Below are 20560 nucleotides of genomic sequence, written 5' to 3'. Positions count from 1 at the left end.
CCTAAGTCTGCAACCGTTTCCGGTCGTCCCCGCAAAAGGGTCGCAAGGGTGCCTCGAGACTACCAAATATTGTGGCATGCGCGTGACATTCCCGCCTAGGGGAGGTAGACGTCATACACCCAATCAGACGCAGGCGGACATGGCTGAGAGCACGCTTCGACAGGAAGAGTATGGCGCGGATTCCATCAAGGTCCTCAAGGGCCTGGAAGCCGTGCGCAAACGCCCCGGCATGTATATCGGCGACACCGATGATGGATCGGGTCTGCACCACATGGTCTACGAGGTCGTCGACAACGGCATTGACGAGGCGTTGGGCGGGTATGCCGACCGTGTCACTGTCACGTTGCATTCCGATGCCAGCGTCTCTGTCCGCGACAACGGACGCGGCATTCCGGTCGGCATCCACGAAGGAGAGGGCGTCAGCGCCGCCGAGGTCATCATGACCCAGCTTCATGCCGGGGGGAAGTTCGACCAGAACAGCTACAAGGTGTCGGGCGGACTGCACGGCGTGGGTGTTTCTGTCGTCAATGCCCTGTCCGATTGGCTGGACCTGCGGATCTGGCGGGACGGCAAGGAGCACCATGCCCGGTTCGAGCGTGGCGAAACCGTGAAACATCTGGAAGTCGTTGGAGATGCCGACGGTGAGAGAGGCACCGAGGTTCGGTTCCTTGCGTCGACCAGCACATTCAGCAATCTGGACTACGTCTTCAAGACGTTGGAAACCCGGCTGCGGGAACTGGCCTTCCTGAACTCGGGCGTGCGCATCGTCATCCGGGATGAGCGTCCAGCCGAACCACTGGAGACCGAACTTTACTACGAGGGCGGAGTCCGGGAGTTCGTGAAGTACCTGGACCGTTCGAAATCGTCGATGATCCCCGAACCCATCTTCTTCACGGGTGAGCGTGACGGCATCACGGTCGAAGTCGCCATGTGGTGGAACGACAGCTACAACGAGATGGTGTTGCCGTTCACGAACAACATTCCCCAACGGGATGGCGGGACCCATATGGCGGGTTTTCGCGGCGCCCTGACCCGCACCTTGAACATCTATGCCGGGCAATCCGGGATCGCGCGGAAGGAAAAGGTCAACTTCACCGGCGATGACGCGCGCGAAGGTCTGACGGCCGTTCTGTCGGTCAAGGTGCCCGATCCGAAGTTCTCGTCCCAGACGAAGGACAAGTTGGTCTCGTCCGAGGTGCGCCCGGCGGTCGAAAGCCTGATGAACGAGAAGCTGGCCGAGTGGTTCGAGGAGAACCCGAACGAAGCGCGCCAGATCGTCACGAAGATCGTCGAAGCCGCGCTGGCCCGCGAAGCCGCCCGCAAAGCCCGCGAGATGACGCGGAAGAAGTCCACGCTGGACGTAGCGAACCTGCCCGGCAAGCTGGCCGATTGCCAGGTGAAAGACCCGGCGCAGCGCGAGGTGTTCCTGGTCGAGGGCGACAGTGCCGGCGGATCGGCCAAGCAGGGCCGTGCGCGGTTCAATCAGGCTGTGCTGCCCCTGCGCGGCAAGATCCTGAACGTCGAGCGTGCGCGGTTCGACAGGATGCTCGCCTCGAACGAGATCGGTACGCTGATCACCGCCTTCGGCACCGGGATCGGACGGGACGAGTTCGACATCTCGAAGTTGCGCTATCACAAGATCATCATCATGACGGACGCCGATGTCGACGGCGCGCACATCCGGACCCTGCTTCTGACCTTCTTTTTCCGGCAGATGCCCCAGATCATCGAGGGTGGATATCTCTACATCGCGCAGCCTCCGCTATACAAGGTGATGCGCGGCAAGTCCGAGGTTTATCTCAAGGATGAGCCCAGCCTCGAGAATTACCTGATCGAACAAGGCGCCGAGGGTGCGGTTCTGCGTCTGAACAACGGCGATGAGATTGCCGGGAATGACCTTCTGCGCGTCATCGAAGAAGCGCGGCAGGTACGTCGTATCCTTCAATCCTTCCCCACGCACTACAGCCAGAAAATCCTGGAACAGGCTGCCATTGCCGGGGCGTTCGCCGTCGGCGAGGTAGACAGCGACCTGCAAAGCGTCGCGGATCGGGTCGCAAGCCGCTTGGATCAGATCGCGGTGGAGTACGAGACCGGGTGGCAAGGTCGCATCACCCAGGATCATGGCATTCGCCTCAGCCGTGTCCTGCGCGGGGTCGAGGAATTGCGCACCCTTGATGGTGCCGTTCTTCGTTCCGGCGAAGCGCGCCGACTGGGCAACGAAACCGATCGCCTTCGAGGCGTTTACACCGACCCGGCTCAGCTCGTGCGCAAGGAGCGGGAGCAAAAAATACATGGTCCGCTGGACCTTCTCGACGCGATCACCGACGAGGGCGAGCGGGGACTGACCCTCCAGCGTTATAAGGGTCTGGGGGAGATGAACCCCGACCAGCTTTGGGAGACAACCCTCGATCCAGAAGCGCGGACGCTGTTGCAGGTGAAGATTGAGGACGTCGCTGAAGCTGATGACGTATTCACAAAGCTGATGGGAGACATCGTAGAACCCCGCCGCGACTTCATACGCTCGAACGCCCTTTCAGTCGAGAACTTGGACACTTGAGTTTTTGTAGGATCGAGTGCAATTGTGCGCGATCCCCATAAGTTTGCGCGATTTGCCCAAAAGCTTGCGCACAGGTAGGACGCGGCACCCAAGTGGCGGACCGCACCTTACATGACGGTTTGGGCCGGGGGTGGCCTGCATCTCTGTCGCCAAGTCTGAGGCCATGCCCGCTTTGGGGAACTACGACGCAGCATGTGCCCGGCCACGAACGGCGGCTTAGGCCATGCGCGAACCCACCACGGTCAGCAGCAAAACGACAGGCTTGGCGAAGGATTTCCGATACGGGCCGAATGAGACGGTGTGGCTTGCTGCTCGGTTGGCCCGCGATGGGAACCGCCCCAAGGCGAAATCCGCCCCCGACATGAAGGGCGGTAACCGGGCCTTCGGCGCACCATCCGGAGGCCTGCTGTGCGGACCTCCCTACCGTTTGCGGGTGCATTATCTCCCTCCACGCTTGCGCGGCGTTTGGAGAAGACGGCGTATTCTGTTGAACAACTCGGCTTAATTTGGGCATCGGGCTGATTCAATTCCACCACTGGGCGGGAGGGCCGGCGATGATGGGACCGAGGCAGGAGGCGCAACCGGCGCTGTTCTATAAGTTCTCGCTGGAGGATCACATCCCTCAAGATCACCTCCTGCGATCCATCGACCGATTCGTCGATCTGAGGAGCATCCGCGGCCATCTCGCGGATTTCTACAGCCATACCGGCCGTCCGTCCGTCGATCCCGAGCTCCTGATCCGGATGCTGCTGGTCGGCTATTGCTTCGGCATCCGGTCGGAGCGACGGTTGTGCGAAGAGGTGCATCTGAACCTGGCGTATCGCTGGTTCTGCCACCTCGACCTCGCCGACCGCGTGCCGGATCACTCGACGTTCTCGAAGAACCGCCATGGCCGGTTTCGCAACAGCGAGCTGCTGCGAAACCTGTTCGAGGTGACTGAACCGCCCCGGCTTGCCCGGAGAGCAAACCTCTCAAAGGATTGCTTTCTATGGACAGGAAGAAGAACACGACGAGCCCGTACCCGGCCGAGTTCCGCGAGCGGGCTGTGCAGATGGTTGCGGACCATCTCGATGGCTACAGCACTTTGACGGCGGCGGTGCGCGACATTGCCCAGAAGCTTGGCTGCTCCGCGGATAGCTTGCGGGTCTGGTACAAGAAGGCCCAGCGTGACGTGGGCAAGGAAGCCGGCCCGACCAGCGTAGAGAAGGCCCGGATAAAGGAGCTGGAGCGCGAGGTGCGCGAGGTGCGCGAACTGCGCCAGGCGAACGAGATCCTGAAGACGGCCAGTGCGTATTTTGCCCCCGCTCTCACACATGCAAGCATGTGTTGCCGCGCAGCGGGACGGAGCTCGACCGCCCGTTCCGCAAATGACTGCATTCATTGATGATTTCCGGGAGGAGTTCGGGGTCGAGCCGATCTGTCGCGTGCTGCCGATCGCCCCGTCCACTTACTATGAGCAGAAGGCGATCGCCCGGGGCCCTTCGCGGGCGTCCAAACGCGTCCGGCGCGATGATGCGCTATACCTCTCCTGACGCTTGGTAGAACTGGCGATGATAGGCTCTAATCATGTGACCGCCGCCGCCCCGACGGTATCATAACCAATGATACAGAACGGACCCTCAAGAAACGCGAGACGCGTGCCAACAGATTTTCATACAAGTGTCTTTGCAGAATAGAATCGTCTAATATTTGTCATCGTTTTGCGCGGAACTCGTCGCGTGACGAGCACTGGGTCCTCTTCATTAGATGAATGGATGACGTCCGTTTGCCGCAGCTGACGACCTGTTCAGCCGTTTGCGATGTGATCGAGTAGACAGCGCATCGTCCAGCGCAAGCCGTCTTCAGCGTAATTGGCCTCGACCTTGCCATTCAAGGCCGCCTCGAGGATCGACCCGGAGACAAGACTACCAAAACCCTTGCGGGTCGGAGAATTCACTGATGGGCCGCCCGCCTCCTGCCACACGACAACAAGACATGGCGCCTCCCCGTCTGTTTCAATCCGCCAAGTAATCTGCACGACCCCTTCGGATCGCGACAGAGCCCCATATTTCGCGGCGTTGGTTGCCAGTTCGTTCAGCGCCATACCGAACCTTTCAGCCGCCGCCGGAGAGAGGGACAGGGCTGGCCCCTCGATCAAGATGCGGCGGTCCAGAAGGTCTTTGAAATGCGCCAACTGCGCACGAACCAGATCCTCCAGATCGACGGTTTTCCACTCTGCGCTCACCAGCAAGTCCTGGTTTGCCGCGAGGGCTGAGAGGCGCATCGAGAACCGCTCCGTAAAACCTTCGATCCCGGACTCGGCAGTGCGCTTGGCGATGACGCCGATCAGAGAGATCATATTCTTGGCCCGGTGGTTGACTTCTTCCAGGAGGAATTCTGTGTGCGCCGCCTGCTCCTTGCGCTCAGTAATGTCGTAGTTGACTCCAATCATCCGCACGGGGTGGCCCTCTACCTCCTCCACGACGCGTCCCCGGCCAAGGAAATAGCGCACCTTTCCATCGGGTCGCACGATCCGGAACTCCGCATGAAACTCAAGCCGCTGATCAATCGAGGTCTGAAGTGCCTGTCGCAGCGCGCCAATGTCCTCAGGATGAACATATTGGTAGAATAGGTCCACGGACGGCGGTGTGCCCCGCTCAATTTGCAGCAAGTCGTAGAGCTTGTCAGTCCAGACGGCAGAATTCTCATTCAGGTTAAGATCCCAGACGCCAATCGCCGCAACCTCCTGCGCGAGCGCGAGCCGCTCTTCACTCTCCTGCAATTCGGTCTCGGCGCGCTTTTGCTCGGAGATATCCACCGCCGCCAGGATGCCGCGATCAGGATGCCGCTGACCGTCGCGGCTCTCGAAATCAATTCTCTTCTGGACCCGTACCCAGCGAACCGAACCGTCCGGTCGCAAGATTCTGTGCTCTGTAGAAAGCCGACCTCCGGAACTGGGGTTAATCGCGGCGCGGGTCTCGCTCTCTACGCGACCGCGGTCATCGGGATGGAAGGTCGCGTGAATGGCTTCCCGGGAGACGGTCATCTCGGCGTCGCCGAGGCCGAAGAGCCGCGCCGCGGCCGCGCTCAGAACGAAGGTGCCCGCACGATAGTCAATGGTAGCGAGCGCGATGCCGCCGGTGCGTGCACCGATCTCGAGATGCGCCCAGTCGGAGTAGTTGCGCGGAGATTGGCCTGCGCGCAATTCGACATCGTGCTCATCGCCATAGGGCATGACGCGGTCGAGATGACGGGATTCGGTCACGTCTATGTTTACGCCGTGAATCGCCTTTACGCGGCCCTGCGCGTCACGCTCGATCCAAGCGCGATCGACGAGCCAGCGGACTTCACCGTCAGGACGCAGGATGCGGAAACTATGCGAGTAAGTTGACGCGCTGCCCGTGAGAAACGATTCGGTCTCTCCTTCAACCCGTAGCCGGTCGTCAGGGTGAAGGCATGACATGAATTCCGCCTCCGTGCTTGGCGCGACCCCACGGCCGTATATTCTGGCCAATCCTGGCGACCAGTCGAGACGACCGTCTGCCGGACGCCAGACGTAGCTACCCAACCCGGGATAGGCATCGGCGAACGAAAGCTCGATTGTTTTCGTCCTCATCCAGACCTCCTGGCCGTAGCTCCTGCCAGCTAATGCGTTGGAAAAACAACGAGAACGGCTGTCTCAATTCCGTAAGCAGGCTCGCCCGAGCTTATGCGCAATATTGATCAAGAAAAAACGACCATTTGCCTCTGTTACCTTAGGTAATATCACTGAAGAAACGACGGTTTCAAAGTTGCTGTCAAGGCTTTCAGCAGCTTTTCCGGGTTCAGCGACTTCTTGCGAGCAGGGACTCCCCCAAAAGCGTAATACATATCCGCCTTTGGCCCACAACCAGTATGAGAAACGAAGAGCGCTCCCTTCTTCACAATTACATTAGCGGTAGGAAACTAAACTAGCCTCGTCAAACTGGTTAAGTTTCGTGTCTGAGAATTGCTGAACGGTGCATGAATGGCCGGTTTGGCGGGCCGCACCTTAGGTTAACATGGGAGCGGTGAACGGCGGCAGAGGGCCGACCGCTAGAGAGCCAGCTCGGGTAGCACCTGGCCGTCAGCTGAGGCGGTGCTTGACCAAGCCGTGCGGGGCAAAGGCCGGCGACCGACTTACCAGCATCACCTGAAGGTCTCACATGCCGCAGAAAGGTAAATAAATCAATATATCGATTCTTTTTCGGAATAAAACAGCATCTTGTGGCGTCCTTTCGGGGAACGGCTCCCCTGAAATTTCGGACCCGTGGATCTGTCGATTTTCACCCAGAGCTGAGCCGGGTTTTCCATCGAGAAGTGAGCCACGTCTAACTATGGATTTCGGGTTATGCAGGGGTCACGGGCGGGTTTGTCTCCTTCTTTTTCCGGGCTGCGGCTGCTGAGCTGGCTTTGAAGCGGAAGCTGTCGTTTCCGGCCTCAAGGATGTGGCGGCGGTGGGTCAGGCGGTCGAGTAAGGCGGTGATCATCTTGGCGTCGCCAAAGACCGTGGCCCATTCGCTGAAGCTGAGATTGGTGGTGATGACGACACTGGTGCGCTCGTAGAGCTTGCTCGAGCCGGATGGAAGAGCAGCGCGCCGCCCGGGGCGCTGAACGGCAGGTAGCCCAACTCGTCTATTACCCGGCAGGCGCATCCAAGGCATGCTGACGGGAGGGCAGGATCACCAGGTCGAGCTTGGTAAGGGCCTCGGCGATCTGCCCTGCCTTGCCTCTGGCCTTTTCCTGCTCGAGCGTGTTGACTAACTCGATGGTGGAAAGGAAGCGGACCTTTCGCCGGTGATGCTCGACAGCCTGAACGCCGAGGGTCACGCCGGAGGCGTGCTTCCAGCACGACCGCGACGTGGGTCTTGCCAGTGCCCGGCCCACCGATCAGCACAGACGTTCTTTGCCCCTTGCATGAACGCGGCACGCGATGGAGCGCCCGCACCGCGGCCTCGTTGATTTCGTCGTCCATCAGGCTCGAACCGATGGCGCCCTTCTGGACGACCGGCGAAGTCGAAGAGATCCTTGTAGGCAGGGAAGCGTGCCGCCTTCATGTGATAGTGCCCTCTTGTCTTATTGATGTCTCAGCTCTTGTTGCATGATGGGAGCCACCACGCAGATCGCGCAAATCGGCGTGGTGGCGGGGGATGGATCGTACCCCTCTTGGTCGTCAGGGACCGTTGCCGAGTATGGTTGCCCCCGCTTTGTCTTCGAACCTGAACGGATACCTGGGCTGCCGGCCCGCATGACAAGACGAGGTGGGAGATACTCCATGCAGGATGCAATCGGCGTCGACGTTTCCAAGGCCATGCTCGTTGCGTATTGCTCACTGATAAATGAGTACCGGCAGTTTCCGAATGATGCCGCTGGCTTGGCCGCGCCTGAGCAGTGGGCGTCGGATGATATTGCGGTCATCGTCTTCGAAGCGTCCGGCGCATATCATCGGGAACTCGAGCGTCATTTGTCGCGCCGGGGACTGGCCTTCGCGAAGGTCAATCCCCGACAGGCACGACGGTTCGCGGAAGCGATCGGGCGTGTTGCCAAGACAGACCGACTCGACGCCGAGATGCTGGCCAGGATGGGGGCTACCCTGCAGCTCGAACCGACGGTGGCACAGCCTGAAGTCGTTGCAGATCTACGCGATTTACTGGTGTTCCGCCGAGGCCTGATCAAGGATCGCACCGCCGCGAGAACGCGGCTCAAGATGGCAAGGCAAGTGGTCCTGCGCCGTTTTCTCACGCAACGGCTGACACAGGTCGAGCGGCAGGGCGCAAGGCACGACATCCACACCCGCATGGCCGGTCTGCATCACCTTCTGACCGGAGGGCCGCGCCAGCCCTCATGGCGGAGCTCCTATCCGCCGCGACGCCTCTGGGGCGATATCGGCCTCGCGGAGGGGAGAGCGCGCGCGCCGCGGCGTTTCCTTCAGGCGCGCTTGCGGCGGTGATGAGGGGCGGCGGATGACCCAGGCCCTTGCCTTCGCCTATGCCGGACTGGCGGCGTTGCCGGTGCTGATGCACTTGGCAAACGCCGCCGGCGCTCCGCTCGGTCGGTTCACGGTCGGCGGCCGCTTTCCCGGCCGCTTGCCCCCCGTGTGGCGGGCGCTGGCGCGAGTTCAGGCCGCGCTGCTCGGAACCATGGCCGGCGCGGTGCTCGCCCGGGATGGCATTGGCGTCCTCTCGCTAACAGCGCTGTTCTGGCCCGCAGTGGCACTCACCCTGCTGTCCCTTGCCGCGAATGCCGCGAGCCCGCGCGCCCAGAGCGCCTGCTCTGGACGCCAGTCCTCCTTTCCATGGCCACCGCCGCGCTCGGCGTGGGCCTGTCCTGAACCCCGGAGTCGATCCATGAACGTTCTCGTCGCCGGTGCGACCGGCTATCTCGGGCGCTTCCTTTGCGCGGAATACGCCCGGCGCGGGCACCACGTCACGGCCCTTGTTCGCGACGCCCGGCGGGCCGGGACCCTTGCCGATCTGACGGTCGAGGCCGAGGCCACGCGGCCCGATACGCTCAAGGGGATCATTGACGGCACGGAGCTCGTCGTCTCCTCGCTCGGCATCACGCGGCAGGCCGACGGGTTGGCTACCGGGACGTCGACTATCAGGCCAAGTTCAACCTGCTGCGCGAGGCGGAGGCTGCGGGCGTAGGCCGCTTTGCCTATGTTCATGTCCTGAACGCAGACGCTATGACGGGCGTGCCGCTCGTCGCGGCCAAGTTCGCCTTCGTGGGCGCTCCGTGCCTCCGACATGCCCGCCACGGTGATCGCGCCGACCGGATACTTTTCCGACATGGGCGAGATTCTGGCGATGGCGCGACGCGGCCGGGTTTGGCTGTTCGGGGACGGCTCGCAACGCCTCAACCCAATCCACGGCGCCGACCTGGCGACGGCCATCGCAGACGCAACGGACGCCGAAAGAGGCTGGGTGGAGATCGGCGGGCCCGACGTGATGACGCAGGACGAGATCGCCCGCGCCGCCTTCGCCGCCCTCGGGGCCAAGCCGCGCATCACCCACCTGCCGGACACCCTGCGCCGGACCGCGCTGGGCGTCCTGCCGATCCTGCCGCGCCGGTTGAGCGGCCCCGCGCGCTTTTTCCTGACCGCGCTTGGACTCGACATGGTCGCGCCCCGGTTCGGAACACGGCATCTGGCCGACCACTTCGCACCCCTTCGCCGCCGCGACGGCGCAATACCGCAAGGACCCCGCTCATGACCCTTCGCAACGCCAGCGACCTCGCCGCGCTGACCTGTGCGGCAACCTACCTTGTGGGCTTTGCGCTGCTGCTCACCGTACTCGCCCCGCTGGGCTTTGGGCCGGACGAGATCGACGCCGCCGCCATCGCGGCCGTCATCTCCGAGCGTCCGGGCCTGCTGATCTCCTGGAATACCACGGTCTACGTCGTGAACGCGCTGGCACTGGTTGTTTTTGTCGTCGCGCTCCGCCAGCAGATCGCGCGATCACGGCCCGACGCCGCCGCCCTGACCGGGGCGATCGGCCTGATCTGGGCCACCCTCGTCCTCGGCGCCGGGATGATCGCCAATGTCGCCGTCGAACGGGCCCACGCTCTTGCCGCCGATCCGGATGCCGCAGCCGCCCTGTGGCAGACGCTTCACGCGGTCGAACTGGGCCTCGGCAGCGGTAATGAAATCGCCGGAGGCGCGTGGATCTTGGCGGTCAGCGTCGCGGGCCTTTCGACCGGCCTCTTCGGTCGCGCCACCGTCGGGATCGGAGCGATCAGCGGGGCCGCGGGGCTCGTGACCATCCTGCCGCCGCTTGGAGAGATCGCCGGCGCCGTCTTTGGCCTTGGCGCCATCGCGTGGTTCGGCGCTGCAGGAGTTGTGCTTCTCCGCGGCGGCGAGACCTCTATTGCAACGAAGACCGCCGCATGACGTCCCTTCGCACTGGGACTTTGGGTTGCTTTACAACCGCATCTTCCAGCCGTTGCCGACCCAGATCTTGCCCCCACTCGTCACGTAGGCTGCGCCCGGGACAGTGCCGTCAGCCCAAAGAGCAGCAGCGTTGCCGCTAGGCCGCATGCGATGGTCCGGACCGTGTTCCAGAACGTCCAGCGTGGCAGGTACGTACCCGTCCAATAGCTCCGCGTCGCATCTTGAGTCGGGTCCATCCCGGCCAGCGCCTCGTTCATCGGCACATTGAAAACGACCGTGACCGCGAAGCAGCCGAGCAGGTAGACGATGCCGGCCGCGGCAATCGCCATGGCCAAAGCGCCATCGAGCCAGAACGCGGCATGGACGACCAACACGAGCGACACAGCCGCCAAGCCGAGGAAGAGGGTCATGAAGACCCAGCGGAAAACCTCGCGGTTGATCACCTGCATGGCCTCGGCGCCGCCTTGGCCACTGGTGAGCGACAGGGCGCGCATGATGAAGTCGGAGAAGGCGAGGAAGACACCACCGACCAGAGCATAGCCGAGAACGGTGGCGTGAGCGAGGTAGAAGACGAGAGGTGACATCGGGCGGGTTCCTTTGGCGTTAGGGGCGGCGCGGCGGCGTGGGCCGCGCCGCGTGCATGGTCAGTGTGCGGGACGCGCGGCTGGGTTCGACGCGGCCGACTCCAACAGCGGCCGTCGGAACGCGGCGAGGAGAAGCGCGGCGATTGCGATCTCGATTGCGAGGGCCGCAATCACGCTACCGGACGGAATGCCGTCAAGGGCCAGCCCGATCAGTCGCCCAGCCGGAAAGGCAAGGAAAACAGTGAGGGCAACGGCGATCGAAACAGGCCGGAACGCGCGTCGCCAGAGGCCGAGCAGAATGAGAATGCCGGAGGCGGCAAGGCCGGCGCCGAGTGCGCGAAGCTCGCTGAGAAGAGATGCATCCGGGCCGAGCGCGATGCCGTAGCCTGCGTAGAACGCATGCGGCACGGTGACGATGAAGCTGCCGATGGACAGAGCCGTGAAGCCTGAAACGCCGAGCGCGATTTTCTCGAGAATTCTGGTGCGCATGTCGAATTCCTTTCCCTGGCGGTGATCAGGCGGCGCTCGTCCACGCTCCGACGCGGGCCGCGGCGTGCGCGAAGTCGGCGAAGTCGCGGGGCGGGCGTCCGATAGCCCGCATCACGCCGTCGGTGGTGTACGCGTTCCGGCCGTCCAGCGTCTCCCGCGCAATGCCGGTAAAGACGTCGGCGACGAACTCTCCGCCGGCTTGGGCGACGTTCGCGTGGAAGTCTTCGAAGGTGATCGGCAGGTGTTGGATCTCGCGACCCGTGGCCTGCGAGAGCGTGGCGGCCATGTCGGCGAAGGTCATCAGGCGCGGGCCCGTGACCTCGTAGAGCTGGCCCTTGTGACCCTTCTCGGTCAAAGCGGCGACCGCGACGTCGGCAATATCGTCGATGTCGATGATCGGCTCCGCGATGTCGCCGCCCGGCATCGGCAAGACACCCGCGAGGATCGGGTCGCGCAGGTAGCCTTCCGAAAAGTTCTGGGCGAACCACGCCGCGCGGACGATGGTGAAGCCCATGCCCGAGGTGCGGACCACGTCCTCGCCCAGACGGGCATGATGCTCCCCCCGGCCAGAAAGCAGCACGAGGTGTTCTACCCCGACATCCCGGGCCGTCTCGCAGAGCGACTCGAGCTTTTCGACCGCGCCGGGAAAGGCGAGGTCGGGGAAATAGGTGACGTAGGCGGCGCGCGCGCCGGTCAGGGCCGAGGCCCAAGTGTCAGGCGCTTCCCAGTCGAACGGGGTGGCGGAATTGCGCGCCCCGCGGCGGACGGCGACGCCGCGCGCTTCGAGGCGGCTGACGACGCGGCGGCCGGTCTTGCCGGTCGCGCCGATGACGAGGATGGGTCGGTCTTGCATGGATCATCTCCCTGGCTTTCAGTGTCGGTAGCCTTGTAAATAGCCGGGCGGGCCCGGCCAGATCTTGACCGCGCTCGCCATCGTTTTGACCCACGGCGCCAAGGCGGCTTCATGGGTTCGCGCGGGCCTTGCGATAGCTTTTGGGTGTCATGCCCCTCCAGCGCTTGAAGGCCCGGGTGAGGGCGCTGTGCTCGGAGAATTCGGTGAGGAAGGCGATTTCGGCCAGGGAATGCCAATCGTCGCGAAGCAGCCCCTCGGCAAGATCGCGGCGCGTCTCCTCGGTCAGGGTGTGGTAGCTCATCCCGTGGTCGGACAGACGCCGATGAAACGAACGCCCGTTGAACCCAAGGCCGCCCGCGATCTCTGTTATCTTCAGGCTGCCTTAACTCAGCGCTTTCGCGATGGCGTCCCTGGCTTGGCTCATCACTTCGGGGGCGTCTGAGGTCCGCGACAGGTCGGCGTCGAGATGCGAGATCAGGTAGCGGGAAATCCCCTCGTCGCCGAGAATGTTCGGCCGGTCCAGCGTCTCGTCCGCGTAGAGGATCGCGTCATACTCCGCGTCGAACCTCACCGGGCAGCCGAACCACGCCTTGTGAGCCGCAATGGACCGCGGGCCGACATGCCGCACCAGAACCTCACTTGGTGTGACCGGCACGGGGCTGACTTCCCGTGCGACCGACACGGCGCTGGCGAGGGTCGCCTCGTTCGACAGCCGCATCCCCAGCCGCCTGTCCCCGGCGCGGTGCATGATGAAAAGCGTACCCCCCCCTCGCAGGCCGCAGTTCGTACCGCACGACGCTGGTCCACAGGCGGGCATTCCGCTCGATCCGGGCGTAAGAGGCCCTCAGCGTCGTCGCGGCCTTGAACGCAGGTCCCAGCGCGCCGTATTCGTCGAGCCGCATCGACGCGCCCGTGCGCACTGGAATGCCTGTTACGTCGATCTGCCCGGCCATGCGTTCGAGCATGTCGCAATAGCGCGCGGCGGGGATCATCTGACTGGGGTTCCGAGGCCCTTCTGGGTCGATCCCGATCGGGGACAACATCCCGGCCGTGTCGATGCCGTCGCTTGCCGCGGCCACCATCTTGCGCGCGAAGAACGACGTGACGTATCCCATGCCCGATACTTTACGGCGCGCGTTCTGTCTGCCGAGAGCCGGGTTGGTTGCGCGCTACTGTCGCCCGTGGCGCCATGCCCCGGTGAAGTTGCGCTGACATTCGCCCGAGGCGGCGCAGATAGCGTACCCGCGTGGTCACTCCCGCCCGCGAGCCGGACACGGCCTCTTCCAGACGGCGCCAGGCCCCCGCCCCGTCGCTTTCAGCGCGTTTGGCACCGAGGAATGATCAATGCCGGGAAAAATGCCCGATATCGGGTTCGGCACTGCGCAATCGGAGATACCCGAGAACACGGCCGTCTCGTTTTGGATCGAGAACGAGGATCTCGCCTTCGTAAACATGAAATTCCGTCAATTCCTCGATATTCGTGAAATGACTGACGATCAGCAATGGCCCGGTTTTCCCCTCTCCCGTCCAACCGGCAATCAGATCGCGCAATGGTGTCACCGTCGCCGCGCCTTGCAGGGAAAGCAGCAGATTGACGCCGGTGTCCTCCGCAAGCGCGACTGAGAGGCTGTACTCCGGGTCAATAAGGCCAAAGCCCTCGACCAACGCATTTTGCGTGTCGCGGCTGCGGCACCATTGGCTGGCGACGATGGTATCGGGACGAATTCCGTTGCCGGCCAGAAGAACCCCGAGGTCCACCATGTTTTGACGTCCGTCATCGGAAAGATTGCGCTGTCCGCCGCAATCGGATGGTGCAACGTCGACCTCGTCACGCACGCTCCAGTCTGTCGGCCCGTGCCGCATCAGTAGCACGATATCTTTGCGGAACAGGTCGTCGAGCATCTGCAGCGGCTCGAACCGAAGCGTTTCACGGGCCCCATCCGGCCTGGTGGCGATAGTCGCACTCATCTCGCCGACATGGGCCGTAACCGCGGCGATAGGTGGCGATGCGCCCCCAGTAGCGGCGGTGAAAAAGGGAATTGCCATCAGGAACATAAGGCGGTGCATGGTCGACCCCTGTTATGACGAATGCAGGCCCGGGGCTGACCCCGGGCCTGACTGCTGAATGGGCGATCACATCTCGATCGCGGCGAGGATCCTGTTGCGCACGTTGCGGTCCTCGTCGGTGTTTTCGGCGATGAAGATGATCTGTACGATCTGAGACAGGGATAGCTTGGAGACGTCGGTGTCGAACCCGTTGTCCCGGAGGATCCTTGAGACGTTCAGTTCCAGCATCGTCAGCCCCTGCTGCATCGACGCGAAGTCGTAGTCCTGGGCTGCAATCGGTGCGGCCATGGCGGACGAGGCGGCGATGGCGAGGGCGGCAAGTCGGAAGTTCATGGTGTGTCCTTTCTTGGGGAAATAGCTACGGGCCAACGGCTTGCGCCGAAGCTGCGAAGCTTTGCGGTTTGGTGGGGGTGGTGGATGCCTCCAGACGGAGGCGGGTCGGATCAGAGGTCTTCGACAGGCGTGGACTGGATATCCGTCCACGTTTCGTAAGCGCCTGACAGGACGTCTTCGCGGTTCTCGAGGTACTGATCGAAGATCGCCGCGTTGACGAAGAGATAGAGCTTGCCGTCGACGATGTCGGCATAGCGGACATCCCCGTCGAGCTTCTTGCCCTTGTAGACACCGAAGGCGCAGAAGCCTCCGAATTGCGGCAAGTACGCAGCTGGATCGGCGTCGAAATTCTGCTGGGCGTCTTCGGTGGCGAAGTAGTAGTCCACCCCGTCATGGGCCGTCGTATGGACGGCATCGCCGGTTTGCGGGGTCTGGCTTTCGAACATCGACACCGGGTCCACACCGTGCATCCCCAGCGGGTTGCCCGTCGCCGTCAGGCTGTTGGTCACGTTGTATTCGTCCGCAGCGAACGCGGCGGAGGATCCGATGATCGCGGCGCCTAAGACGAGCACGCACAGTTTGAGAGAGGTCTTCATCGTTCTGGTCCTTCCAGGGGGTTGGGGTGAGAGGGGTCGTTCGATCAGGCCCGGCGCGCGATGCGGTCGACGGCATCGTCGGTCCACCACACGCCGTTGGCGACCATCCGGAAATTGATGATCGCAGCGAGGTATCCGTCTCCTTCGGGCACCTTTGCGCCCGCGGTCGCATCCCGCACCACGGCCACCTCGTACCCGAGTTCGAGCAGCTCGTAGAGGTGTGCCTGGGTGCAGAGGTTGGCCGACATGCCCGCCAGGATGACCTTGTCGATCCCGCGTTTGCGCAGCTGAAGGTTCAGGTCGTTCTGCGCAGGGCCGTAGACCTTGTGAGGCGAGCAGATGACCGTTTCGCCATCTTCGATGTATCGCTTGTATTGCGGCATCCAGTCGGCGCCAGAGCCCTGGAATTCGTCGAGGTTCAGGGGACCGGGCCGGTCGAACATGCCAATCGAGTGCATGGTCTTTTCCAGCGTGCCCTCGAACTGCCACTTGTGGTCATGCGGATAGTAGTAATGCGGCGATATGAAGACCGGCATCCCCGCGGCCTTGGCGGCGGCGAACAGACGCCCGATATTGTCGACGGTGCCTTGTTCGGTCACGCTTTCGCCGACCACGCCCCAAGTGACGCCATCCTCGGACAGGAAATCGATCTGCGGATCGGTGACGACAAGTGCCGTGCGGCCTCGCTCGATCGCCATGTCGACCTGCGGCAACCCCGGCTCGACGGGGTCGGCATAGAAGGCTTCAGCCTCCTCGGTCGCGGCAGCGGCACTGCCGGGCGTGAGTGCTGCGGCGCCCGTGGCCGCGGCGCCGGCCGCCCCCGCCATCAGCCGCCGACGCGCCATGTCGACGCGTTCCGGGGTGGCATCGCAGGTGCAACTGCGATTGTGATCGTGATCGTGATCGTGATCGTGATCGTGGTTCATTGTCGGGCTCCTTCGCGTGGCTTTCAACCTCTTCCCGCGGGAAAGCGTCCTGTCGGGCCATGCCTTGGGTCGCTTGCCTTGGGTCGGTGGGATGAATGTGCCGGATGGCGGGACCGGGGTATCGGCCGGGTCTGCCAAGCTCTTGGCCACACCTGCCACGCTTTTGGCGCGGCGAACTTTCTCGCGCGCAGATCGAACCTGATAGGCTATCGGTACAAAACGGAAAAAGGATCGGCGTCTCTCGGTCGAAGGTAACCCGTGTGCTTCAGGCCTGAGCCGGGTCTTACCGGCGATGCGGATGTCCTCTCGGAACGTAGTGAAACGCTGATCATCCGAGGTGCTTAGGCCCCTCCGGTCCGCGGGGTCGGGATCCTGATGACCCAAGGAAAGGCCATCACACGGGACGACACCGGCTCACGGCAGGACCACGATCAGCCGTTGTCCTCATATGGGGTTCGGCCAAGTCTGCCAGTCGTCCGACCGTTCTAGATATTGACGTCACTAAGATGGGGAAACCTGGTGCCTGAACTGCGCCGGGGCCAGTCCGACCCATCGCTTGAACGCGCGGCTAAAGGCGCTTTGTTCGGAAAAACCCGTGAGAAACGCGATCTCGGCGATCGAACTAGAGCTGTCGCGCAAAAGCTCCTGCGCGAGCGATGACTGCGCTTCGGTCAGGACGTCGCGAAAGGTCAGCCCCTCTTCTGCCAGCCGACGATAGAGTGTGCGTTCGCTCATCCCCATGTCCCGCGCCACGTCGGCTGCTTGAGGTACGCCGTTGCTCAGCGACGGGGCCAGCCGTTGCAAAAGCTCGGCCCGGACCGAAGGATCATCCCTGAGGGTGCCAATCTCGGTCTCGAGGTGGGCGGTCAGGAAATTCGATATCCCCTCGTCGCCCAGACGGTTCGGAAGATCGAGCATTTCGGGCTTCAGGGCAATCGCGTTCCGGTCGGCCGCGAAATGCACCGGGCATCCGAACAGCGCCGCATAGCGGTTTTGGTCTCCACGGCATTCGTGGCGAAAGGCCACGTACTCGAGGACCAGCTCCTGCTCGACGAACCGGCGCATATTCCGGGCGAACCCGGCCAGCGCACCTTCGTTGCGGAATTCGAGTACCGGGTGATGCCTGGTCCGGGCCTCGAAAATGAAAAGCGCGGGGTCGCTGGATGTATCCAGGCAATAGGCTGCGGTGTCGGTGACCACCCGCCAGTACCTCTCGACCCGTTCCAAAGAGGCACGCAGGGTCGGCGCCGTCTTTATCGCCAGACCAAGCGCGCCGATATCGTCGACATGGATCATTCTGGAATAGGCTTCGACCAGCACGACTTCGTCCCCATGCCCGCGACGGATCCAGTCCAGAAGCTCGAAATAGTCGGTGTCCTTCAGCTTGCCATTCGCGGGTTGAGGCAGCCGGCGCACGACCACTCCGCCAGAAACGAGCGCCCCGTCGTTTCTGAGCGTCATCCCGGCCGCGCTGGCCATGGCACGTGCGAACCCTGCGATCACGGTAGGCATGGCCAAACGTATGCCGAAAGTGACCCCCTGACCAGAATTTCTGCCGCCGAGTGAGAAATGCCTTATCATTCAGGGGGTGACGTGAGGCGTCGCAACGCCCTTGTTGGCCAGTTCCTGTTCGAGGCTGGAAATACGGGCAGTGAGGTGCGCAATCTCGCTGTCGCGTTCCGCATCAGTAAGGCGTACCGGGATATGCCTGGGGCAATTCCAGTCGAAGGCGGCGATCCGGATGACAATGCCGCGGTCGGCCTTAGGCCCGTCGAACCCGTTCAACAGGTCCACGATCTCGGGATCCTCGGTGATCCGGACCTGCCCCAGAAGCTTCAGGCGCTGTCGCCGGACATGATCGACGGCGATGATCGACACCCGGTCATCGTGGCGAAGGTTGCCAGCGCTGATGTATTGCCGGTTGCCCCGGTAGTCGGCATATCCGATCGTCCGCTGGTCGATGACCTTCAGGAAGCCCGGTGCGCCACCCCGGAACTGGACATAGGGCCATCCAGCCTCCGACACCGTGGCCTGGAAGAAACCGTCACGCTCGGACAAGAACACCGCCTCGCGTGGGCCAAGTTCGTCGTCGCATTCCACATCCGGGGACAGACGACGGTCATACGTCCCTGCAGACCCGAGCCGGGCCTGTTCTTCGCGGACGCGCGCCGTGAAGGCGATCCTGGCAAAGGCATTCGACATGGTGCGTCTCCTAGAGCCCGAGGTCGGTGAGGCCGGGGTGATCCCCGGGTCGGGGGCCCAGGGGCCAGTGGAACAGCCGCTCTTCCTCGGCGATGGGCAGATCGTTGATCGACGCGATGCGCCGGCGCATCAGGCCGTCGCCGTCGAACTCCCAATTCTCGTTGCCGTAGGCCCGGAACCATACACCGCCGTTGGCGCGATACTCGTAGGCGAAGCGCACAGCGATGCGATTGCCGCGGTACGCCCAGAGCTCCTTGATCAGGCGGTAGTCCAGTTCGCGCGCCCATTTGCGGGTCAGGAAGTCGACGATCCGCTCTCGGCCCTGAAAGATCTCCGCCCGGTTCCGCCATTGGCTGTCGGGCGTATAGGCCAGCGAAACCTGTTCAGGTGCGCGGCTGTTCCAGGCGTCTTCCGCCCGCCGGACCTTTGTCCGGGCCGAGGTGTCGTCGAAAGGCGGTATTGGGGGGCGTGTCATGGCGCGGACCTGATCGAGATGGGGGAATGAACCCCGGTCGCGTGGGAGGGGCGCGACCGGGGTCCCGGACAGTCAGGCTGCCGATGCGCTGACGGCCGGGAAGTCGATGGGCGTGCCGAGCGCCTCGTTCAGGTAGTTGGTCAACGTGTTCAGCGCGACATGCGCCACGATCTCAACGACCTCCGCCTCGGTGTAGCCCGCCTGTTTGACGGCCGCGACGTCGGCATCCGAAGCCCTGCCACGCTCGTGGACGAGCTTGGTGACGAAGCGGACGGCGGCGTCGGCCTTGGGATCCGAGGATCCGCCAGCCCGGTTCGCCGAGATCTCGGCGTCGCCCAGTTTCGCGACGTTCCGCGCGAGATACGTATGCGCCGCCAGACAGTAGTCGCAGCCGTTGATCTGCGCGACCGCCAGGGCGATCCGCTCGCGGGTTTGGGGCGTCAGGGTGCCTTTCGCGACGGCGCTGCTCAGGGCCAAATAACCCTCAAGGGCCGCGGGGCTGTTTGCGGTGATCCGGAAAAGGTTCGGCACGCTGCCCAGGGCCTTCTTGACGCCCTCGAGCAGGGGGCGCGCGGCGGCGGGCGCCGCGTCGATCGAAACGGGAATTTCAATGCGGGACATGACGGGTCTTCCTTGGTGTTTTTGGATGACCCGACATTAAGCATCATCTGTCCTGCGCGTATGGGCTGGGTCTGCCAGCGCTTTTGCAGGGACTGCCAAAGAAGAGGATGCCGACGTGGATTGCGTTCACTGCACTTCAGCAGACTGCAAATCGTAGCTTATGTCAGTGTCCGAAATTCGGGCGGCAGCTCCGGCAATGGATGGGGAGTACGAGGAATGAGGTATTCCGCATCGGAAAAGCTTGAGATCATCCGCACTGTCGAAGCCTCGTATCTGCCGGTGCGCCAGACGCGGTACCGAGCGGTCACATGGTGAAAGCGGAACGGCTTCTTTCGATCGAGAACGACCATCGTCGCTGAGGTGGGGCGCCGGCAAATGGGGGTGTTGGAGAACGAGCGCGGATTACGCAGCGATGTGAAGGACTTCGGCCCCTCTTGCTTCCCCAGTGCTTCCACGTGTGGTGGAAACGCAAACGTCGCCCCGGGGGCGGCTCATAGGCGTTTAATAACGCGAACAGGATTTGGTTGCGGGGATAGGATTTGAACCTATGACCTTCAGGTTATGAGCCTGACGAGCTACCGGACTGCTCCACCCCGCGGTGCTTTTGTTTCATCGAATGAGAGATACGTTGGGGCTTTTTCTAGGTTTGGCGGCGACCTACTCTCCCACGTCTTGAGACGCAGTACCATCGGCGCTACGGCACTTAACGACCGGGTTCGGAATGGAGCCGGGTGTTTTGCTCGTGCTATGACCACCAAACCGAGGAAAAGCCCATGCCCGGCGCGTTGTGCGCCGGATAGGGTCCAAGTCAAGTATCACTGGGATGTATGCTTCTGGTCTGGAAGGGCAGTCAGCCTTCTTCCGGATCAGATCAAGCCTATCGGACAATTAGTACCGGTCAACTGAACGCATTGCTGCGCTTACATCTCCGGCCTATCGACGTGGTGGTCTACCACGGTCCTCAGGGATACC

21 protein-coding genes, 1 tRNA gene, 2 rRNA genes, 3 pseudogenes and 1 other annotated feature are annotated in these 20560 nt (G+C 62.8%); of the genes and pseudogenes, 8 read left to right on the top strand and 19 right to left on the bottom strand.

What is annotated here, in order from left to right; translation table 11 throughout:
• Positions 1–139 precede the first annotated feature (139 nt).
• The 4 genes and pseudogenes from gyrB to PAA8504_RS22780 form a co-directional block, all read left to right on the top strand.
• Entirely contained in the window at positions 140–2557 is a 2418-nt protein-coding gene (gyrB, locus tag PAA8504_RS12035) for a DNA topoisomerase (ATP-hydrolyzing) subunit B (RefSeq protein WP_108894440.1), read from the top strand.
• Between the two features lie 554 nt (positions 2558–3111).
• A pseudogene (locus PAA8504_RS12030) lies at positions 3112–3495 on the top strand (transposase); the annotation flags it as partial.
• 50 nt (positions 3496–3545) lie between these two features.
• On the top strand, positions 3546–3941 hold the full coding sequence (locus PAA8504_RS22965) for a transposase (RefSeq protein WP_108894439.1): 396 nt from the start codon (positions 3546–3548) through the stop codon (positions 3939–3941).
• Positions 3876–3999, top strand: a sequence feature (AL1L pseudoknot). Its footprint overlaps the gene before it by 66 nt.
• Positions 3922–4077, top strand: a pseudogene (locus PAA8504_RS22780) (IS3 family transposase); the annotation flags it as partial. Its footprint overlaps the feature before it by 78 nt. The gene PAA8504_RS22965 and the pseudogene PAA8504_RS22780, both read left to right, overlap by 20 nt.
• A 266-nt stretch (positions 4078–4343) precedes the next feature.
• Here PAA8504_RS22780 and PAA8504_RS12020 read toward each other — a convergent pair.
• Positions 4344–6152: a sensor histidine kinase gene (locus PAA8504_RS12020; RefSeq protein WP_108894438.1), complete on the bottom strand. Its 1809-nt coding sequence runs from the start codon at positions 6150–6152 to the stop codon at positions 4344–4346.
• Between the two features lie 751 nt (positions 6153–6903).
• Positions 6904–7439: pseudogene (locus tag PAA8504_RS12015) on the bottom strand (ATP-binding protein); the annotation flags it as partial.
• 390 nt (positions 7440–7829) lie between these two features.
• On the opposite strand from PAA8504_RS12015, the gene PAA8504_RS12010 reads away from it, so the two are divergent.
• The 4 genes from PAA8504_RS12010 (at position 7830) to PAA8504_RS11995 (ending at position 10442) form a co-directional block, all read left to right on the top strand.
• Complete coding sequence (locus PAA8504_RS12010; RefSeq protein WP_181375784.1) at positions 7830–8504, top strand: IS110 family transposase; 675 nt, start codon at positions 7830–7832, stop codon at positions 8502–8504.
• A 13-nt stretch (positions 8505–8517) separates the two neighbouring features.
• Entirely contained in the window at positions 8518–9201 is a 684-nt protein-coding gene (locus PAA8504_RS22500) for an NAD(P)H-binding protein (RefSeq protein ID WP_245897615.1), read from the top strand.
• Between the two features lie 99 nt (positions 9202–9300).
• Positions 9301–9765 (top strand): SDR family oxidoreductase, encoded by a 465-nt coding sequence (locus PAA8504_RS22495; protein ID WP_245897614.1) that lies wholly within the window; start codon positions 9301–9303, stop codon positions 9763–9765.
• Complete coding sequence (locus PAA8504_RS11995; RefSeq protein WP_108894436.1) at positions 9762–10442, top strand: hypothetical protein; 681 nt, start codon at positions 9762–9764, stop codon at positions 10440–10442. Before PAA8504_RS22495 ends, PAA8504_RS11995 begins: the two co-directional genes overlap by 4 nt.
• Positions 10443–10522: 80 nt before the next feature.
• On the opposite strand, the gene PAA8504_RS11990 is transcribed toward PAA8504_RS11995, so the two are convergent.
• From PAA8504_RS11990 to PAA8504_RS11915, 17 genes are all read right to left on the bottom strand, one after another.
• The gene (locus PAA8504_RS11990; protein ID WP_108894435.1) at positions 10523–11026 is read right to left on the bottom strand and encodes an anthrone oxygenase family protein; all 504 of its coding nucleotides are present in this window, start codon (positions 11024–11026) and stop codon (positions 10523–10525) included.
• 60 nt (positions 11027–11086) lie between these two features.
• Complete coding sequence (locus PAA8504_RS11985; RefSeq protein ID WP_108894434.1) at positions 11087–11515, bottom strand: DUF4345 domain-containing protein; 429 nt, start codon at positions 11513–11515, stop codon at positions 11087–11089.
• Positions 11516–11540: 25 nt separating this feature from the next.
• Positions 11541–12368 carry a Rossmann-fold NAD(P)-binding domain-containing protein gene (locus PAA8504_RS11980; protein ID WP_108894433.1) on the bottom strand — a complete coding sequence of 276 codons (828 nt, stop codon included), beginning with the start codon at positions 12366–12368 and terminating at the stop codon, positions 11541–11543.
• Positions 12369–12477: 109 nt separating this feature from the next.
• Complete coding sequence (locus PAA8504_RS22490; protein ID WP_245897613.1) at positions 12478–12669, bottom strand: helix-turn-helix domain-containing protein; 192 nt, start codon at positions 12667–12669, stop codon at positions 12478–12480.
• A gap of 81 nt (positions 12670–12750) precedes the next feature.
• Positions 12751–13086: an AraC family transcriptional regulator ligand-binding domain-containing protein gene (locus PAA8504_RS22700; protein ID WP_281259948.1), complete on the bottom strand. Its 336-nt coding sequence runs from the start codon at positions 13084–13086 to the stop codon at positions 12751–12753.
• Positions 13004–13483 (bottom strand): AraC family transcriptional regulator ligand-binding domain-containing protein, encoded by a 480-nt coding sequence (locus tag PAA8504_RS22695; protein ID WP_281259947.1) that lies wholly within the window; start codon positions 13481–13483, stop codon positions 13004–13006. Before PAA8504_RS22695 ends, PAA8504_RS22700 begins: the two co-directional genes overlap by 83 nt.
• A 226-nt stretch (positions 13484–13709) precedes the next feature.
• The gene (locus PAA8504_RS11970; protein ID WP_108894432.1) at positions 13710–14435 is read right to left on the bottom strand and encodes a histidine phosphatase family protein; all 726 of its coding nucleotides are present in this window, start codon (positions 14433–14435) and stop codon (positions 13710–13712) included.
• A 66-nt stretch (positions 14436–14501) separates the two neighbouring features.
• Positions 14502–14768 carry a hypothetical protein gene (locus tag PAA8504_RS11965; RefSeq protein ID WP_108894431.1) on the bottom strand — a complete coding sequence of 89 codons (267 nt, stop codon included), beginning with the start codon at positions 14766–14768 and terminating at the stop codon, positions 14502–14504.
• Positions 14769–14878: 110 nt separating this feature from the next.
• Entirely contained in the window at positions 14879–15364 is a 486-nt protein-coding gene (locus PAA8504_RS11960; RefSeq protein WP_108894430.1) for a YHS domain-containing (seleno)protein, read from the bottom strand.
• Positions 15365–15408: 44 nt separating this feature from the next.
• A complete protein-coding gene (locus PAA8504_RS11955; protein WP_245897612.1) occupies positions 15409–16290 on the bottom strand; it encodes a cysteine hydrolase family protein in 882 nt (293 codons plus the stop codon).
• A 501-nt stretch (positions 16291–16791) separates the two neighbouring features.
• Positions 16792–17802 carry a helix-turn-helix transcriptional regulator gene (locus PAA8504_RS11950; protein ID WP_108894429.1) on the bottom strand — a complete coding sequence of 337 codons (1011 nt, stop codon included), beginning with the start codon at positions 17800–17802 and terminating at the stop codon, positions 16792–16794.
• 69 nt (positions 17803–17871) lie between these two features.
• Positions 17872–18492 carry a pyridoxamine 5'-phosphate oxidase family protein gene (locus PAA8504_RS11945; protein WP_108894428.1) on the bottom strand — a complete coding sequence of 207 codons (621 nt, stop codon included), beginning with the start codon at positions 18490–18492 and terminating at the stop codon, positions 17872–17874.
• 10 nt (positions 18493–18502) lie between these two features.
• On the bottom strand, positions 18503–18967 hold the full coding sequence (locus PAA8504_RS11940; RefSeq protein WP_108894427.1) for a nuclear transport factor 2 family protein: 465 nt from the start codon (positions 18965–18967) through the stop codon (positions 18503–18505).
• A 72-nt stretch (positions 18968–19039) separates the two neighbouring features.
• Positions 19040–19588: a carboxymuconolactone decarboxylase family protein gene (locus PAA8504_RS11935; RefSeq protein WP_108894426.1), complete on the bottom strand. Its 549-nt coding sequence runs from the start codon at positions 19586–19588 to the stop codon at positions 19040–19042.
• A 521-nt stretch (positions 19589–20109) separates the two neighbouring features.
• Positions 20110–20186, bottom strand: a tRNA-Met gene (locus PAA8504_RS11925).
• Between the two features lie 46 nt (positions 20187–20232).
• Positions 20233–20347, bottom strand: a 5S ribosomal RNA gene (gene rrf / locus PAA8504_RS11920).
• 108 nt (positions 20348–20455) lie between these two features.
• Positions 20456–20560, bottom strand: a 23S ribosomal RNA gene (locus PAA8504_RS11915); the annotation flags it as partial.

Source organism: Palleronia abyssalis, assembly GCF_900302445.1.
GTDB classification, from domain to species: Bacteria; Pseudomonadota; Alphaproteobacteria; order Rhodobacterales; family Rhodobacteraceae; genus Palleronia; species Palleronia abyssalis.
Note: the sequence above shows the minus strand (reverse complement) of the source record. Positions and strands in the feature narration are given on the sequence as shown.

Coding starts and splice junctions, on each gene's coding strand:
- PAA8504_RS22495 (WP_245897614.1), top strand. CDS start 9,301: ATGCCCGCCACGGTGATCGCGCCGACCGGATACTTTTCCGACATGGGC.
- PAA8504_RS22490 (WP_245897613.1), bottom strand. CDS start 12,669: ATGAGCTACCACACCCTGACCGAGGAGACGCGCCGCGATCTTGCCGAG.
- PAA8504_RS22700 (WP_281259948.1), bottom strand. CDS start 13,086: ATGCGGCTGTCGAACGAGGCGACCCTCGCCAGCGCCGTGTCGGTCGCA.
- PAA8504_RS11940 (WP_108894427.1), bottom strand. CDS start 18,967: ATGACACGCCCCCCAATACCGCCTTTCGACGACACCTCGGCCCGGACA.
- PAA8504_RS11950 (WP_108894429.1), bottom strand. CDS start 17,802: ATGCCTACCGTGATCGCAGGGTTCGCACGTGCCATGGCCAGCGCGGCC.
- PAA8504_RS11965 (WP_108894431.1), bottom strand. CDS start 14,768: ATGAACTTCCGACTTGCCGCCCTCGCCATCGCCGCCTCGTCCGCCATG.
- PAA8504_RS22500 (WP_245897615.1), top strand. CDS start 8,518: ATGACCCAGGCCCTTGCCTTCGCCTATGCCGGACTGGCGGCGTTGCCG.
- PAA8504_RS12020 (WP_108894438.1), bottom strand. CDS start 6,152: ATGAGGACGAAAACAATCGAGCTTTCGTTCGCCGATGCCTATCCCGGG.
- PAA8504_RS22695 (WP_281259947.1), bottom strand. CDS start 13,483: ATGGGATACGTCACGTCGTTCTTCGCGCGCAAGATGGTGGCCGCGGCA.
- PAA8504_RS11990 (WP_108894435.1), bottom strand. CDS start 11,026: ATGTCACCTCTCGTCTTCTACCTCGCTCACGCCACCGTTCTCGGCTAT.
- PAA8504_RS11945 (WP_108894428.1), bottom strand. CDS start 18,492: ATGTCGAATGCCTTTGCCAGGATCGCCTTCACGGCGCGCGTCCGCGAA.
- gyrB (WP_108894440.1), top strand. CDS start 140: ATGGCTGAGAGCACGCTTCGACAGGAAGAGTATGGCGCGGATTCCATC.
- PAA8504_RS12010 (WP_181375784.1), top strand. CDS start 7,830: ATGCAGGATGCAATCGGCGTCGACGTTTCCAAGGCCATGCTCGTTGCG.
- PAA8504_RS11935 (WP_108894426.1), bottom strand. CDS start 19,588: ATGTCCCGCATTGAAATTCCCGTTTCGATCGACGCGGCGCCCGCCGCC.
- PAA8504_RS11985 (WP_108894434.1), bottom strand. CDS start 11,515: ATGCGCACCAGAATTCTCGAGAAAATCGCGCTCGGCGTTTCAGGCTTC.
- PAA8504_RS22965 (WP_108894439.1), top strand. CDS start 3,546: ATGGACAGGAAGAAGAACACGACGAGCCCGTACCCGGCCGAGTTCCGC.
- PAA8504_RS11955 (WP_245897612.1), bottom strand. CDS start 16,290: ATGAACCACGATCACGATCACGATCACGATCACGATCACAATCGCAGT.
- PAA8504_RS11980 (WP_108894433.1), bottom strand. CDS start 12,368: ATGCAAGACCGACCCATCCTCGTCATCGGCGCGACCGGCAAGACCGGC.
- PAA8504_RS11970 (WP_108894432.1), bottom strand. CDS start 14,435: ATGCACCGCCTTATGTTCCTGATGGCAATTCCCTTTTTCACCGCCGCT.
- PAA8504_RS11995 (WP_108894436.1), top strand. CDS start 9,762: ATGACCCTTCGCAACGCCAGCGACCTCGCCGCGCTGACCTGTGCGGCA.
- PAA8504_RS11960 (WP_108894430.1), bottom strand. CDS start 15,364: ATGAAGACCTCTCTCAAACTGTGCGTGCTCGTCTTAGGCGCCGCGATC.